The organism is uncultured Fretibacterium sp., from assembly GCF_963544685.1.
Lineage (GTDB): Bacteria > Synergistota > Synergistia > Synergistales > Aminobacteriaceae > CAJPSE01.
On sequence record NZ_CAUUGJ010000058.1, the window covers coordinates 1 to 14,546 of the forward strand.

Annotated in this window: 14 protein-coding genes; 8 read left to right on the forward strand and 6 right to left on the reverse strand. The window is 65.3% G+C overall.

Annotation, left to right across the window (positions count from 1 at the left end):
* The 6 genes from ABLA28_RS06785 to ABLA28_RS06810 form a co-directional block, all read right to left on the reverse strand.
* The coding region (locus ABLA28_RS06785) for a fructose-specific PTS transporter subunit EIIC (protein WP_347713025.1) at positions 1-1,726 on the reverse strand (1,726 nt) is incomplete at its 3' end.
* A 16-nt stretch (positions 1,727-1,742) separates the two neighbouring features.
* A complete protein-coding gene (locus ABLA28_RS06790; protein ID WP_347713026.1) occupies positions 1,743-2,690 on the reverse strand; it encodes a 1-phosphofructokinase family hexose kinase in 948 nt (315 codons plus the stop codon).
* Positions 2,690-5,212, reverse strand: coding sequence for a phosphoenolpyruvate--protein phosphotransferase (gene ptsP, locus ABLA28_RS06795; protein ID WP_347713027.1), 2,523 nt, complete (start codon positions 5,210-5,212; stop codon positions 2,690-2,692). Before ptsP ends, ABLA28_RS06790 begins: the two co-directional genes overlap by 1 nt.
* A 193-nt stretch (positions 5,213-5,405) precedes the next feature.
* A complete protein-coding gene (locus tag ABLA28_RS06800) occupies positions 5,406-6,266 on the reverse strand; it encodes a TIGR02757 family protein (RefSeq protein WP_347713028.1) in 861 nt (286 codons plus the stop codon).
* Positions 6,267-6,330: 64 nt separating this feature from the next.
* Complete coding sequence (locus ABLA28_RS06805; protein ID WP_347713029.1) at positions 6,331-6,816, reverse strand: ferritin; 486 nt, start codon at positions 6,814-6,816, stop codon at positions 6,331-6,333.
* Between the two features lie 4 nt (positions 6,817-6,820).
* Positions 6,821-7,189: a desulfoferrodoxin gene (locus tag ABLA28_RS06810; protein WP_347713030.1), complete on the reverse strand. Its 369-nt coding sequence runs from the start codon at positions 7,187-7,189 to the stop codon at positions 6,821-6,823.
* 338 nt (positions 7,190-7,527) lie between these two features.
* Here ABLA28_RS06810 and ABLA28_RS06815 point away from each other — a divergent pair, with 338 nt between their 5' ends.
* From ABLA28_RS06815 to ABLA28_RS06850, 8 genes are all read left to right on the forward strand, one after another.
* Positions 7,528-8,532: a FlgT C-terminal domain-containing protein gene (locus ABLA28_RS06815; RefSeq protein WP_347713031.1), complete on the forward strand. Its 1,005-nt coding sequence runs from the start codon at positions 7,528-7,530 to the stop codon at positions 8,530-8,532.
* Positions 8,533-8,813: 281 nt separating this feature from the next.
* Positions 8,814-9,638 (forward strand): tetratricopeptide repeat protein, encoded by an 825-nt coding sequence (locus ABLA28_RS06820; RefSeq protein WP_347713032.1) that lies wholly within the window; start codon positions 8,814-8,816, stop codon positions 9,636-9,638.
* Positions 9,639-9,754: 116 nt separating this feature from the next.
* Complete coding sequence (locus ABLA28_RS06825) at positions 9,755-10,519, forward strand: hypothetical protein (protein ID WP_299298429.1); 765 nt, start codon at positions 9,755-9,757, stop codon at positions 10,517-10,519.
* Between the two features lie 55 nt (positions 10,520-10,574).
* Positions 10,575-11,354: a hypothetical protein gene (locus ABLA28_RS06830; RefSeq protein WP_347713033.1), complete on the forward strand. Its 780-nt coding sequence runs from the start codon at positions 10,575-10,577 to the stop codon at positions 11,352-11,354.
* Positions 11,351-11,674 (forward strand): hypothetical protein, encoded by a 324-nt coding sequence (locus tag ABLA28_RS06835; RefSeq protein WP_347713034.1) that lies wholly within the window; start codon positions 11,351-11,353, stop codon positions 11,672-11,674. Before ABLA28_RS06830 ends, ABLA28_RS06835 begins: the two co-directional genes overlap by 4 nt.
* A 104-nt stretch (positions 11,675-11,778) precedes the next feature.
* On the forward strand, positions 11,779-12,012 hold the full coding sequence (locus ABLA28_RS06840; RefSeq protein WP_299298438.1) for a Veg family protein: 234 nt from the start codon (positions 11,779-11,781) through the stop codon (positions 12,010-12,012).
* A gap of 128 nt (positions 12,013-12,140) precedes the next feature.
* Positions 12,141-12,977, forward strand: a complete 837-nt coding sequence (locus tag ABLA28_RS06845) for a 4-diphosphocytidyl-2C-methyl-D-erythritol kinase (protein WP_347713035.1) — start codon at positions 12,141-12,143, stop codon at positions 12,975-12,977.
* A 75-nt stretch (positions 12,978-13,052) separates the two neighbouring features.
* On the forward strand, positions 13,053-14,546 hold a 1,494-nt coding region (locus ABLA28_RS06850; RefSeq protein WP_347713036.1), incomplete at its 3' end, for a tetratricopeptide repeat protein.

The following is a 14,546-nucleotide window of genomic DNA, read 5'->3' on the forward strand; positions in this document are numbered from 1 at the left end:
ACACTTCTTTCAGCGGCCTCTTGAACAGTCCCAACAGCACGGTGCTGGCGATCGTACCCGCCGCGATGGCGGCGAGATAGCCCCAGACGTGTGTGGCCGCCTCCGGGATTGTCAGGACGAAGACCCCTCCGTGCGGAACCTTGAGCTCCGCCCCGACCAGCATGGAGATGGCCCCGGCCAGGGCGGACCCCACAGCGAGCGCCGGGATGACCCGCAGCGGGTCCCGGGCCGCGAAGGGGATGGCCCCCTCCGTCACGAAGGCGAGCCCAAGGACGGCCGCGGCGTTTCCGGCCTCCAGCTCCTCGCGCGTGAATCGGTTCCGGAACAGGCGGCACGCGAGCGCCAAGGCCAGGGGCGGCGTCATCCCGCCCGCCATGACCGCGGCCATCGGGCTGTAGATCTGAGTGGTGATGAGCCCCGTGGCGAAGGCGTAGGACGCCTTGTTGATCGGTCCCCCCATATCGATGGCCATCATCCCCCCCAGGAGCAGCCCCAGGAGGACCGAGCTCGCCCCGCGCATCCCCTGGAGCCAATCGGTAAGGGCCTGGAGTGCCCGGGCCACGGGGGTCCCGACCGCGTACAGCATCAGGAGTCCGGTTATCAGGGTGCCCAGAAGCGGGAGGATCAGCACCGGCTTGAGCCCGGCGAGGTTCTTGGGAAGCCGGATAGCCCGGTTCAGGAGGTCCGTCGCGTACCCGGCGATGAAGCCGGCCACGATGCCGCCGAGGAAACCCGCTCCCAGGTTGGCCGCCAGGACGCCGCCGACCATGCCGGGGGCGATGCCGGGGCGGTCCGCGATCGAGTAGGCGATGTAGCCGGCCAGCACCGGTACGATCAGCGTGAAGGCGCCCGTGGCGCCGATCGTGAAGAGTGCGTGCCCAAGGGTTCCCGCGTTGGATTCGTTCCCCGCGTAGATGCCGCCGAAGGCGAACCCCAAGGCGATCAGGAGGCCGCCCGCGACGACGAAGGGAAGCATGAACGAGACGCCGGTCATCAGGTGCTTGTACGGCCCGGCCTTTTTCTGGGATGCCGCCGCCTCGGAGGACCCCTTTTCCGCGTCTCCCGCCTGAACCGTCGCCTCCGAGAACGCCTGACGGATCAGGGCCTCGCCGGCCGTGATCGCCGGCTTCGTTGCCGCGGCGAAGACCCGCTTGCCGACGAAGCGGCTGCGTTCCACCTCCTTGTCCGCGGCGATGAGGACGAGGGCCGCCCGGGATATCTCCTCGGGTGTCAGGGGCGTTCCTGCGCCGACGGACCCCTGGGTCTCCACTCGGATATCGTAGCCCAGAGCTTTGGCCGCCTGCTCCAGCCCCTCGGCGGCCATGAAGGTGTGTGCGATGCCGGTCGGGCAGGATGTGATCGCCACGATGAGCTCCTTCTTCGTCCCCCCGGCCGGTGCGCCGGGTGATGCTGCTCCCCCGAAGAGCAGCTCCAGCGCCCCCGTCGGGTCGGTCAGGATCGATCCGATATCGACGACGGGGATGGGCTCCGCGCGTTCCGGGACGGCCGGGTCTTTTTCCCCCGCCCTTCCCCCGATGAGAAGGATGCGGTCGTCGGGGCCGGGCGGCGTGTCGAAGGCGGCCAGCGTCGCGCCATTCGCCCGGACCTCGATCTCCAGCTTCCGGCCCAGACGTTCGGCCGCGCTCCTCAGGGCCTCCGCGGCAAGGATGCCGCGGGGCGCGGACGCTCCTCCGTTGACGATAAGAAACAGCGTGTCCTTTTCCACGATGCTTTCCCCTCCCTTACAGTCCGATGCTCTTCAACTCGACGGACGAGGCGATGGCCTCTATGGCCCCGTGGTCCCGGAGGCTGCCCTCGAAATCGGCGTCGACCCGTGCCGCCGCAAAGGCGGTCCCGAGGCGCGCCGCGCGCTCGAGGTCGCCGCCCTCGCTCTGGGCGGCGAGGATGCCGGCGACCATGGAGTCGCCCGCCCCGACGGTGCTCGAAAGCCGGTTCAGCCGCTTTTTTGCGTGCAGGGCGCCCTCTTTGGAGAAGAAAATCGCCCCGTCCCCTCCCATCGAGACCGCGAGCAATGCCATCCCCCCCGTCAGGAGCGCCTTGGCCGCGCGGATCAGGTCCTCCTCCGTCTCGATGGTCCGTCCGGTCCATGCCGCGAGCTCGCTCCTGTTCGGTTTGGCGCAGAGCGGTTTGACGGGAGCGTCAAGGGCCGTTTTCAGCGCCTCCCCGCTGGTGTCCAGCATCACCTGGGCGCCGATGTCCCGGAGCTTTTGGGTCAGGTTCGCGTAGATATCCGTCCCGCACCCCTTGGGCAGGCTCCCCGAGAGGGAGACGATGCAGGGCCCCTCCTTCGCCAGGTCCAGAAGGATCGTCTCCAGGCTGCGGAGCACGGGGGCGTCCGCGCGAAGCCCGGGGAGGTTGACGTCGGTCGTCTCGTCGCCGTCCACGATCTTCACGTTCGTGCGCGTCTTGCCCGGGACCCGGACAAAGCGGTCGTCCAGCCCCTTCTCGCGGAACAGCCCCTCGAATATCCCGACGTTGTCGGCGCCGATCAGGCCGGTGACGGAGGAGCCCAGCCCCCAGTCGGCCAGAAACGAGGCGACGTTGATCCCCTTGCCCCCCGGCGTCTCGGTCACGGACTCGGCCAGGTTGACGGACCCCCGCGCGAGCGGTTCCGCCAGCCCTACCGTCATGTCGATCGCGGGGTTCAGGGTGACGGTCACGATCCTCATCATTGGGCCTCCTGTTCCAGAGCCCGGACGGCCTCCGCACTGTCCTGCTCCAGGGCCCTCTCCGCCAGGGCCCTGAGCTTCGCGTAGTCGTGCGCACGGAGCCGGGCCTTGACCGCTGGGATGTCGCGGGGGGTCATCGACAGCTCCGTCACCCCGAGCCCGACCAGCAGCGAGGCCCCGAACGGATCTCCGGCGATGCCGCCGCAGATGCCCACCCACTTGCCGTGCTTTTCGGCTCCCTCGACCGTCCTTCGGACGAGGCGCAGGACGGCGGGGTGAAGGGAGTCGGCCGAGGCGGCCAGCTCCGGGTTTTGGCGGTCTATGGCCAGGGTGTATTGGGTCAGGTCGTTGGTCCCGATGGAAAAGAAGTCCACCTCGGGTGCGTACTCCTCGGCGAGGAGGGCGGCGGCCGGGACCTCGACCATGATGCCCAGAGGGATGCGGGGCGCGTCGAGCGAGGCGCGAACCTCCTCGCAGACGGCGCGGAAACGGCGTATCTCCTCCAGGGTCCCGACCATGGGGAACATCACGGACAGTCCGTTCCCCTCCCCGGCGGCACGATAGAGGGCGCGAACCTGGGGGTAGAGGAGCTCCGGCCGGCGAAGCAGCAGGCGTACGCCGCGCACGCCCAGGAACGGGTTCTCCTCGTGGGGAAGGTTCAGGTGCGGGACGCGCTTGTCCCCGCCGATGTCGAGGGCCCGGACGATGAGGGGCCTGCCGCCGAGGGCGCTCAGCATGGCGCGGTAGATCTCGTACTGCTCGTCCTCGGTCGGGGTCGTGTCCCGCTCCAGAAAGAGGAACTCCGTGCGCATCAGTCCGACGCCCTCGCAGCCCATGTCGATGGCCTCCGCGACCTGGGACGGCCGGTTGACGTTCGCGGCGACCGCGATGATGCGGCCGTCGGCAGTCCTCCCCGGCTCCATGCGGGCGGCCCGTTCCGCCTCCTCCCTCTCTCTGAGGGTGCGCATCCTCTCCCTGGCGGCCGACAGGTCCTCCTCGGTGGGGTCCAGCCAGACCCTGCCGGTGTCCCCGTCGACGATGGCCGTCGAGGCGGGTTTGTCCAGGAGATCGCGTCCCAGGGCTACGACCGCGGGAAGCCCAAGGGTACGCGCGATGATCGCGGTGTGCGACGTCGGCCCGCCCAGGGCCGTGACGAGCCCTGCGACCCGCTCACGGTCCAGCCCGGCGGTGTCCGACGGGGAGAGGTCCTCGGCCACGATGACGACCGGCGAGTCGGGGGTCCCGGCGGGGGATGGGGATTCCTCGCCCTCCTCCTCCCGCAGGGCCGAGAGGACCCGGCGTCCCACGTCCCTCATGTCCGCGGCCCGCGCCGCCAGAAGCTGGTTGTCGATCGACGCGAGCTTGTCGGCCAGCGTCTCGACCGCGTGGTTCCACGCCCATGCCGCGCCGTGCCCGGCGACGATCGTCCGGGAGGCCAGGGTCAGGAGCCTGGTGTCCTCGAGGATGCCGAGGTGGGCCCTGAAGATGGCCGCCTCGTTCTGACCCAGACGGCGGACGGTCTCCTCGATGACCTCCTCGAGCTGCCGTCTGGCCCTGTCGATGGCGGACTCCAGCAGACGGGCGGATTCCTCCAGCGACGCGGGTTCATCCTCCACCTCCGTCGTACGGGCGCCGATCCTGACGATCGTCCCCGTCGCCATACCCGGACTCGCGGAGACCCCCTTCAAAGCGGGTTTGCCGCTCGGAGGAACCCAGGCGTTCCCTGGGGGCACGACCTCGGCCGCCTTGCGCGCGGCGCGCTCGAAATCCTCCTTTTCCTGCGCGGAGAGGCCGGTCATGACCTCCTTCATCCGTCGGACCGCGGCCTTGGCCTTTTCGCCCGAGGCCGAGATGATGATCGTCTCCCCGGACTTGACGCCGAGCTGAAGCAGGGAGAGGAGGTTCCGCGGGTCCGCGGTGTCGGAGCCCCGGCGCAGGCGTAAGGGACCGTCCAGGGCCTTCGCGGCGTTCACCCAGAGCGAGGCAGGACGCGCGTGCAGGCCGGAGGGGTAGTCGACCACCCATTCGTCCCGGACCTCCAGGTCCTCGGCCTCGGCGGGTTTCGTATCCTCGGCGCCGCGCTCCTCGGAGAGGGCCGAGACGATATCGGCGGCGGAGTCCGTGCTGGACAGGCGCGCGATCCGCTCCTCATCCTGGATCAGCCGCGTCAGCCGTTTCAGGATGGCCAGGTGTCCGTCGGACCTCGCGGCTATCCCCACGACCAGCTTCGCGGTCTGGCCGGCGTTCCACTCGACGCCGGCGGGGACCTGCAAAACAGCGATGCCGTCGTGCCGGACGCAGTTCTTGTCCTCGACCTTGCCGTGGGGGATGGCGATGCCCGCCCCCAGGAAGGTGTCCGCGGCCTTTTCCCGCTCCGCCATGCTCGCCACGTAGGGAGGATCGACGTACCCGGCGTTGCGCAGCAGTTCCCCGACCTCACGAATGGCGGATGCCTTGTCCTTGGGCGTGCCGCCGGTCCTGACGAGGGCGTCCGAGATGAGCGGAAATTGCTTGTCTGACATACAAAAAGCCTCCTTTCGGACCAAAACGAATCCAACCAAACCCAACCGAAGTACGGCGGTCGAGAACGAAAAATCCAGGGATTCCGAGGGTGCCAGTCCGTTGAAGAAAAAGCCGTTCGGCAGATCAGAGAGCTTGGAACGTGTTCATTATATATGGATTATATGGATTATGGGGTGGGATGAGGCCGGGGTTTCATGGGCCAAGCAGGTCCGAAAGGGCGTCGGCGTTCAGGCCGGTTCGGATACCGAAACGGCTCAGGACGAAGTCGTACCGCGTGGGGTCGTCCGGCGCAACCTCGCGGAACCTCTCCGTGATCTCGAGCGCCGTAACGAGATCCGCCTGTTTCCTCTTCGTCAGTCCCAGCTTCAGCGCGATGGCATGGATGTGCGTGTCCGTCGGCATGATGAGGTCGCGCGGGGCGACGGCCCTCCACCCTCCGGGGTCGACGTCGTCCCTCCGCACCATCCACTTCAGGAGGAGGAAGAGCCGTTTGCAGGCGCTGCCGTCCCGCGGGGCCGTCAGGAGCGGAAACCCCTGACGCTCCGGCGAGAGCGCGTCGGAGAATCCGTCCAGGGCGCTCAGCAGATCGGCGCTTTTCTCCAGACAATGACGCAGAAGCCCCTCCAGGCTCCCATGCTCTCTCTGGGCCCGCGCGGCGTTGACCAGGAGGCTCTCCACCTCCCCGGCCGCGGTGAAACGGTGCTTGAAGCCCTCGAGGAGCCGGGACGGCGCCTCTGGATGGGCAATCAGAAAACGGTGCGGGCTCGGACCCAGGGGATCCAGGACCCGTGAGACGCTCTTCAGGATCTGGGCGACGCGGCCATAGGCCAGCGAGGAGGCGACAAGCCCCGCGATCTCTCGGTCGAGCAGGTCGTCGTAACGGTAGAGAAACAGGAGCGGATCGGGGTGGATCAGCTCCCTGCGGTTATAGACGAAGTAGAGCCCGTCCAGAAACGGTTTCAGGCGGACGAGCCCCGGATGGGCGGCCTTTGCTGGATGACGGGTATCTCCTGGATAGGGGGCATTCCCGGAGAGTGGTGGATTATCGCACATGGTGGAGCATACGAAAAGAGGGAACGGCGGTTACCGTTCCCTCGCAGCCGTCGTACCGCGGACGCTAGCGTCCGCCCAGCTCCTTGTCGAGCAGATAGATGCTGGCGTGGGAGTCGCCCACAAACTCCAGATTGCGGACGATGGCCTCGACGTTCGCCTCCTCCTCCACCTGCTCGTCGACGAACCACCTGAGCATGGAGCTGGTGGCGTGGTCCTTCTCCTCGATCGCCTGGTCCATCAGCTTGTCGATGCGTTCCGTCACGTACCGTTCGTGCCGGAGGGACTCCTTGAAGACGCTCAGGGGGCCGTCGTAGCTCTCTTTGGGTTTGGCGATCTCCTCGATCTTCACGCGGGCGCCGCGCTCGTAGAGATGTTCGATGAACCTCTCCGCGTGCTCGAGCTCCTCGTGGTACTGTTTCTCCATCCAATGGGCCATCCCCGGCAGGTTGCAGTCCTGAAAGTATGCGGCCATGCCCAGGTAGATGTAGGCGGAATCGAATTCAGCCTTGATCTGGTCGTTGATCGCGGCCGCCATTTTTTCGGAAATCATCGTATTATCTTTCTCCCTTCCAAAGTCCATGCAGATTGCAATACTCGCGCGCGGTAACTCCGTGGTGTCCGGCGCCGGCAAATTCGGCCTTGGGCTGCTCGCCCGGCTTGAGAAACTGACGGCAGACCTTGTCGCCGTCGATGAGCTCGATCCACTCGATATAGTGCTCCTCGGCCATCGGATGCGCGACGCTCCCCACCTTCACCGCGCCATCCTCGAACACCGGCACGTGCTTCTCCTGGGCGGCGTCGGTGGTGTTCTCCTTCATCTGCTTCATGGATTCCCCGCAGCAGGACAGCGCGCCGCTCCCGGCGTGCAGAACCTCCACCATGCCGCCGCACCTGGCGCATTTGAAGATGCTCAGTCTTTCCATAATATAACGAAACTCCCCTCTCAAGTGAACTCGTGTTGCGTCTGAAGCCCTGTTCCCCTCGGCGAAAATAGTACATCAAATTCCGATTTGACGCAAGCAGGAAAAATACGGAGCTAATGAAGATAAGATTCAGAAGATAAATCGTCGGCGATTTCCCCCTCGGATACGGTAAAATAGAGGCAGGTTGGGTTTCGCAGGATGATTCGGGGCCCGACTTCGAAAATGTCGGGTTGGAAAATGCCAAAGGGGGGACCCCGGGGAGAGGGGCCCCTCACGTAGGCCCTTACGGTTTGGGAGTGACGGGGACATCCATGAAGAACAGGATATGTGGGGCGTTTATGGCGCTTTTACTGCTTTGTGCGGGCTCCGTCTGTCAGGCGGCCGAGCCGCGGCGCCTGCACGTGGTGATCCTTCCGACGGAGAACACGACCGGCCTCCAGGTCTGGGAGAGCAAGTATTACCCCTATAATGTCCTGGAGCGCAAGATGACGGACTACCTGGAGGTGCTCTTCAAGCGTTCGCCGCTGATCGACGTCCAGGTCCTGGATGAACCCGGCATGAACCGCTGGTTCGCCTCCGGGCATCGTCCTGGGGACATGGCGCTGCAGATGGAGCTGTTCGACGCGGTGTTCGAGGAACGGAACGTCCTGGGCAAGCTGGAAAAGGGGCGGGTGAGCCTGCGGATCCGCATCCTGGACACCGTCCAGGCACGTCAGTTCGCCATGAGGGTCGCGGAGGGAACCGACAGGCGCTTTACCTTTGACGGGGAGAAACTTTACTGGCTGGATGCGGCGCTCGTCTCGCTCCCGGTCCCCTTCAAGGACGGCCTCGATCTTCTGGGGCTGACGGGTGCAAAGGACCGGGGACAGAGGATGAGCCACCCGACATGGGAGCAATTTCGCACTTCCTCGCAGTGGCAGGCCCTCAAAAAGGGGATCGAGGACGCTCAGGCTCAGGCCATGGGGCAGGTCAGCAACGCCATTCGCCGCAACGACCCGAGAGCCGAGGCCGAGGGACGCGACCGTTTTTCCCCCGCCATCACCACCGTGGGGCGGATCATCTCGCCTACGGCGGGATCGAGGCGCCGAAGGAGGGAGTTCATCATCTCGATTGGGCGGCAGGACTCCCTGCGGGTGGGGGATGTCCTGGATGTCGTCAGAGGGGATACCTACGTGACCGTAGACCCGGAAAACCCCGTTGTGGTGCTTCAGAACACGATCGGCAAGGTCAAGGTGGTCTCCGTTCAGGAGAAGAACGCGGTAGTGCGGGTCGTCAAGGATAACCGCAAGGACCCCATACAGCTGAAGGACACCGTCATCAAGGTGACGGGGCCGAGGAGTTGAGGATCGCCATGGGCGGATATTCGCGCGGAAGTGTAAGGTTTTTTGCCCTTCTGGCTCTCTTGCTTGGGGCCTTGGCCGGCTGCGGGCCCGCCTGGGCCAATGGGAACGTCTCGGCCGACGAAGTGCCGCCCCCCGTCAGAAAATCGGTGAAGAGGGCCCCGATAAAGAAAGCGGCGCCCAAGGCGAGAAAAACCAAGAAAAAGACCCCATCGGCGCCGGTGCGAAAGAAGGCCGTTCCCTCCCGTCCCCGTATTTCCTCCCTGCGGCAGGGAATCGCCCTCATGCGCGAGGAGCGCTACGAGGCGGCGTATCCGTGGCTGCAGAAGGCCGTGCAGGAGGAACGGCGCAATCCCGAAGCGTGGTATTGGTACGGAATGTACCACGAGAGGACGGCACAGTTCGAGCAGGCCCAGTTCTTCTATCGCAAGGCGATGGAGTTGGACCCCGGATTCGAGCCCTTCTCCCGCGTGGTGGTCTACCCCGGGGACGGGGAGCGCGTGCCCCTGTGGGACCCCAAACGTCCGGCGCGGGTCTACCCCATCCCCACGAACGACCACGGGATCGCCATCATCCCCCCCGACTCCCCCCAGGCACGGCGCCGGCCCGTTCGCCCTCCTGTCGATCCCGAGCTGCCCAAGGTTCCGCTCTACACCCCTCCGGAGCCCGGCGCGGGGCCCTTCGACGGCGACGCGTGGCAGCCCTCGGTCTATGTCCCGCCGGGGCGGGAAAGGCTTTGGGAGGGCGGCGAGCCCGCCTATGCGCCGCCCGAGTCCCGGATTGTCCCCCTGGCGCTGCCTCCTGCGCTGGAGGTTGGCGTCGCCCTCCCGGCGGGCGGGGCCCCTGGGCCTGCCCCTCAGCCGTCGCCCTCCGCGGAGGTCCCCTCCGCTCCCATGGGGGGGCAGCCCGGTCAGGCTCCCGTCTATCAGCCTCCGCTGCCCGGTGCGGGGACTGGGGGCGCGGTTTCCGCGCCTCCGGCGGCGGGGGGTCCCCTCGTCGAGGGTGCGGTTGTCTCGGGGGAGGCTCCGGCCTATCAGCCTCCCGTCCCGGGAGCGGCATCGGGGGATCGTCCGGTTTACCTTCCTCCGTTGCCGGCGGATAAAAAATGAACGGCAAAAAGGGGGATTGGGGCCCTGATGAAAAGGATTTCGCAGGCCCCTTCCTCCCGAGGATGACCTCGGGACCCTTTTTTCGCGTTTATCTCAAAAGAAGGAGCGAGTGAGAGATGAAGAGCAAGCGTTTTGCAGCTAAGATGCCGTTCCTGTTGGCGTTGGCTTTCCTGCTGGCCTTTGCGGGGGAGGAGGCGGCCGTCGCGGCCGTGTGGATGAATGCCGCGGACCCGATCCTGATCACACAGCCCGCCTATTCGGGGATGCAGTTTTACGTTTATCGTCCTTATAACATCCCTGGCGGGTGGTATGCGACCTACGACGGCTACCCCGTCTTCAGGAATGCGGATGGTATTTGGGTCTACGGTTCCTGCGTCGGGGCGAACATCGTGCCGACCGCCTATGTCGTCGGGTCGGTCGTCCCCTCCGTGGCCGGGCTGGTGCCATGGGTCGCGGCGCCCGCCTGCGCTCCGGCCGTTGCGCCGGTTGTCGTCCCGGCTGTTGCGCCCGTTGCTCCGGTTGCCGTCGTCGCCGCTCCCGTCTATGTTCCCCGCTGGGTTCAGAATCCCAATTTCGTGGCCATCGGAGGATGGGGGAGGAGCGTGGACCGCATCGGCGTGCTGGGCAAACCCGCGGTCCCCGTGGCGTGGAAAGGGTCTCGCCCCAATGTGATCTATGCCTGGACGGGCCGAAACTGGTATCAGATATCCCTCCGGGACTCTCAGCATCCCGTGGACGCGCTGCGCGGCAGGCTGTACGAGCTGGCCTGCATGAGCAACAGAAACAATCTGGTCTGGACGGATCAGGATATGAACGTCCTTGCCCAACACGCCGCGGTCTGGGGCTACCGGTGGATGGGACAGATCGTCCTCGCCCGGTGATGCGCAGCTTGCCGTATTTGTCGGCGGTCCGCAATTCCGCAGGAAAAGACGAGGAGTGATGGAGTTGTTGTCCCTTCGGCATTTCGGTCTGATCTCCTGTTTGTTTTCGGGCCTCCTGATGAGTTTGGCCTCGTCGGCCGAGGCCAGGGTTTACGTGGCCGAGCCCCTGCTGGTGGCGCAGCCGTCCTATGCCGGGATGCAGTTCTACGTGTACCGGCCCTACAACATGCCGAAGAACTGGTATGTGACCTTCGACGGCTACCCCGTGACGAAGAACAGGGACGGGGTCTGGGTGTATGGCACCGCGTCCGGCCCCAACCTGAATCCGACGAACTATATCGTGGGGTCGGTCGTGCCCTCCATGGCGGGGATCGTCCCCTGGGTGCGCCCGGCCCAGATTTCCTCGCACGTCACGGTGCCGCCTCCCGAGGTCGCGGCCGTGCGTCAGCCCGGCCTTCCTCCCTCGCGTGCCGCCGGAGGCGAGACCCATTCCACGTGGGTGCCGGACTGGAGCTTCACCCCCCGCTTCATGGCGATCGGGAACTGGCAGAGCAGCGTCGACCGCATGGGTGTCCTGCACAACCCCGCGGTCCCCGTCGCCTGGAAGGGGAACCTCCCCAGGGCGATCTATGTGTGGACGGGACGGAGCTGGTACCAGATTACCCTGCGTGCCGATCAGCGCCCGGTGGATGCCCTCAAGGGGCAGCTCTACGAGCTCACGCGGATGGTCAAGCGCAATCGGTTCATCTGGTACGAGGCGGATATGCCCGTGCTGGCGCAGCAGGCGACGGAATGGGGATATTACTGGATGGGGGAGGTTGTGCCGTCCCGATGAAGAGGCTGGCCTTCCGTGTTCCGGGTGCGCTCCTGGCCTGTTCGCTTTCCCTGTTTGCGGCGGTCCCCGCCGGCGCGTTGCCCCCGGACCCCGTCCCGGCGGTCATCACCGTCCCCGACTGCGGGGACGGCTTTACGATGGACGTGCGTCCGCGCCGCAATCCCGAGGCCCTGGGGACCGTTACGCGCGACGGCTATCCCGTCCTGCTGGATTGCAGAGGGGAGAATCATTACATTTTGTCCCGGGGCGCGGATATCCCCGTGCCGGTGGTCCGGAGGGGCTTCCCCTTGCCGGATTGCGTTCCGGACGGGGCGAATTGAGACTCTGGATTCTTTGTCGGCCATATCATATTATGGATGAGGGACATTTTCTCTCCCGGTTATGTTATACTTAACCATAGCTGAGTTTGAGGAAGTGATGTTTCGTGCCGAGAACGCTCACATCCATCAAAGATGAGATTTTCTCTTATAAGGGCCGGCTGGTTCGTTGTCGAATGTCCAAGGGAAGGAACAGGACCGAGGAGACGGAGGGGATTCTGCTCGACGTCTATCCCAAGCTTTTCACCTTGTACGACGAATCCAGCGCAAGCACCGTCTCCTTCAGCTATGCGGAGATACTCACCCGAGAGGTCGAGCTTGAAATTGTGACTCGCGTTTAGGGTTTTAGGTAAAATACCCCCGGACGAGGTCCGGGGGTATTTTTTTCAGGTCCTCTTTCCTTTACTTCTGGAGGAACCATGGGGGCTCACGAGATGATCTTCACGAATTTTTTGGGGGAGCTGCCGCTGTGCGCTTCGTCCTGCCTTCCTTTGCAAAGCTGAATCTTTCCCTCCGGGTGACCGGGCGGCGGGACGACGGCTATCACGACCTCGTCTCCCTCTTCCTCAGGATTCCCTCGGGGGAGACGCTGCGCGTCGTCCGGCGCCTCGATCCCGCCGCCGGGGACCTCGTCAACGTCGATGGGATGGAGCTGGAGGGGGAGAATATCGTGGCGAGGGCCCTGCGCCTCGCCCGCGCGTCGGGTCTTGCCGTTCCTCCTTTGGATATAGAGATCCTGAAGAGCCTTTTCCCGGGGGCCGGTCTTGGGGCGGGGAGCGGCAACGGAGCCGCATTGCTCAGGTGGCTTGCCGCGGAGATCCCGGATTCCCGGTGGCCGGAGATTGCTTGCCGAACAGGCGCGGATGTGCCTTGTCTTTTCTCCGCTTTTCCCGTCGCTCTGGTCTCGGGGATCGGGGATCGTCTTGAGCCTCTGCCTGCACTTCCCCTGGGAGGCCGGGTCTTCTTTCCCGAGTGGAGCGTGGGCACGAGGGGGGCCTACGATGAGCTGGACGCCCGGCATCCCGGCGGGTATCCGCTTTGCGCGTCCGAGGCCAGGGATGAGGCCCTGTGCCTTTATGAGGCGCTCCAAAAGGGGGAACGCGTCGGTCTGCTCCCCAACGATTTTGCGCTGCCGCTTCTGGAGCGTTTCCCGGGGTATCGCGAGCTTTTCGGGACATTGGAACGATCGGAGGCCCTGGCCTGGGGCATAACGGGCAGCGGCGGTGCGGCCTTCTGCCTCTTTGCCGCTCCTGCACTTGGCTTGGGCTGTCCGGAATGGGGGCGTCAGGTTCTGTATTTTTCCTGATGGGAGGCGCCTGAATAGGAGGCGGGCACGTTTCGGCAAGCCCGCCAATTTTTTGTATTTCGTTAAGGAGAATCCATGCTGAAAAAAATTTTTGCTTCGGGAGCGCGCAACTTCCTGAGTCTCGTCGTTTTCTTCTGCCTGGTTGGTCTCCTCTCCCCAGCCTCGGCTGCGGAGAGCAAACTCTACGATCTCTTCTGGCGGCGTTCCTGGGCCGCAATGGACGAGGCCTATGCCTCGAAGCGGGACAAATCCCCCCGGGATCACGCCTTGATGGTCAACGCCCTGCGCCTCCGCGGCAAATGGCCCGAGGCGGTCTCGATCTTGGAGGCACAGGGGAATGCCTTTCCCCAGGGGATCCGTCCCTATGCCGATATGACCCTCCTGTTGGGCTACGAGAGGGTGGGGCGGCCCGAGGAGGCCCTGAACCTGTCGGAACGGCTTTGGAAATCCGCCCCGAGGGAGCTGAAATATTACATCGCCGCGGCCCAGCATCGCCTGCTGAAGGATGGGGAACCCCAGAAAATTCAGACGGCCCTGGAACGAATGCTCCAGACCGCCGATACGAAAGAACGCAGAATTTATGCTCTCTCCCGCCTCATTCGTCTTCCGGGCCAGCCGAAGGACCGAACCGCTCAGGCCTTGAGTCTCCTCAGGTTGCAGGCCGGCAACAAGGCGGCGGCCGAGGTACTGGCAGGCCATAAGAAGCCGTGGCCTCAGTCCGTTCGGGTAGCCTTGGGCGTCTATGCCCATCTGGTCAAGGACGACAAGACGGCGGTCGAGCGGTTGGCCCCCGTACCCGTCGGCTCCGCGGAGGGGCGGAAGGCAGCGTATCATCGGGCCTGGTCGCTCTTTCGGATGAAGCGCAGCACGGAGGCGCTGAGCCTGTGGGGGGCGCTGGCCCTGAACGGGAACGCCTACGCGGAGGCGTCCGTTCGGCGCATCGGGGTCCTTGCGCGGAGCGATAAGGAGGCCGCCGCCGGGGTGTTGGAGCGCATCGTCGAGAAGCGCAAGGGCAAGGTCCAGGCGCGTGCGCTTCTGATCTTGAGCGGCCTCGTCGGCGACAAGCGGAGGACGGAGCTGGAGGACCGGCTGATCGTGGGGTATCCCGATACGGCCTACGCCTTCGACGTCCTCTGGCGACGCGGCTGGGCGAGCCTGGACGGGAGACGACCGGATGAGGCCGTGCGCCTCTGGAAGCAGGCCTATGCCCCAGGGGTGGATGGGGCCCGGAAGGCGCGCATCCTCTATTGGATCGCGCACGCGCAGAGGGCGGCGGGCAAATCGGCCGAGTCGGAGAGAACCCTGGATACCCTCGCACGAGACCATCCCCTTTCCCTGTATACTTTCCTGGCGCGCCCCGGCACGATCAGGCTGCTGGACGGGGAGAATCCTTCGCTTGCCTCGAAACCCGGCGAACTGGAGCTGTGGGGGTTCGTCCTCTACGCCCGGCTGAAGCTTCAGGCTCAGGGTGCCTTGGCCCGGGACCTTTACCGTGCCCTGAAACTGGCGCGCTGGCTTGGGTTCGAGGACGTCTACGACCAGGCGCGTCGTTTGACCGGGCTGATGACC

Bases quoted from the DNA above. Each gene is read 5' to 3' on its own strand.
- ABLA28_RS06810 (WP_347713030.1), bottom strand. From the start codon at position 7,189: ATGGAAAGACTGAGCATCTTCAAATGCGCCAGGTGCGGCGGCATGGTG.
- ABLA28_RS06835 (WP_347713034.1), top strand. From the start codon at position 11,351: ATGAAGAGGCTGGCCTTCCGTGTTCCGGGTGCGCTCCTGGCCTGTTCG.
- ptsP (WP_347713027.1), bottom strand. From the start codon at position 5,212: ATGTCAGACAAGCAATTTCCGCTCATCTCGGACGCCCTCGTCAGGACC.
- ABLA28_RS06800 (WP_347713028.1), bottom strand. From the start codon at position 6,266: ATGTGCGATAATCCACCACTCTCCGGGAATGCCCCCTATCCAGGAGAT.
- ABLA28_RS06820 (WP_347713032.1), top strand. From the start codon at position 8,814: ATGCGCGAGGAGCGCTACGAGGCGGCGTATCCGTGGCTGCAGAAGGCC.
- ABLA28_RS06815 (WP_347713031.1), top strand. From the start codon at position 7,528: ATGGCGCTTTTACTGCTTTGTGCGGGCTCCGTCTGTCAGGCGGCCGAG.
- ABLA28_RS06805 (WP_347713029.1), bottom strand. From the start codon at position 6,816: ATGATTTCCGAAAAAATGGCGGCCGCGATCAACGACCAGATCAAGGCT.
- ABLA28_RS06790 (WP_347713026.1), bottom strand. From the start codon at position 2,690: ATGAGGATCGTGACCGTCACCCTGAACCCCGCGATCGACATGACGGTA.
- ABLA28_RS06825 (WP_299298429.1), top strand. From the start codon at position 9,755: ATGAAGAGCAAGCGTTTTGCAGCTAAGATGCCGTTCCTGTTGGCGTTG.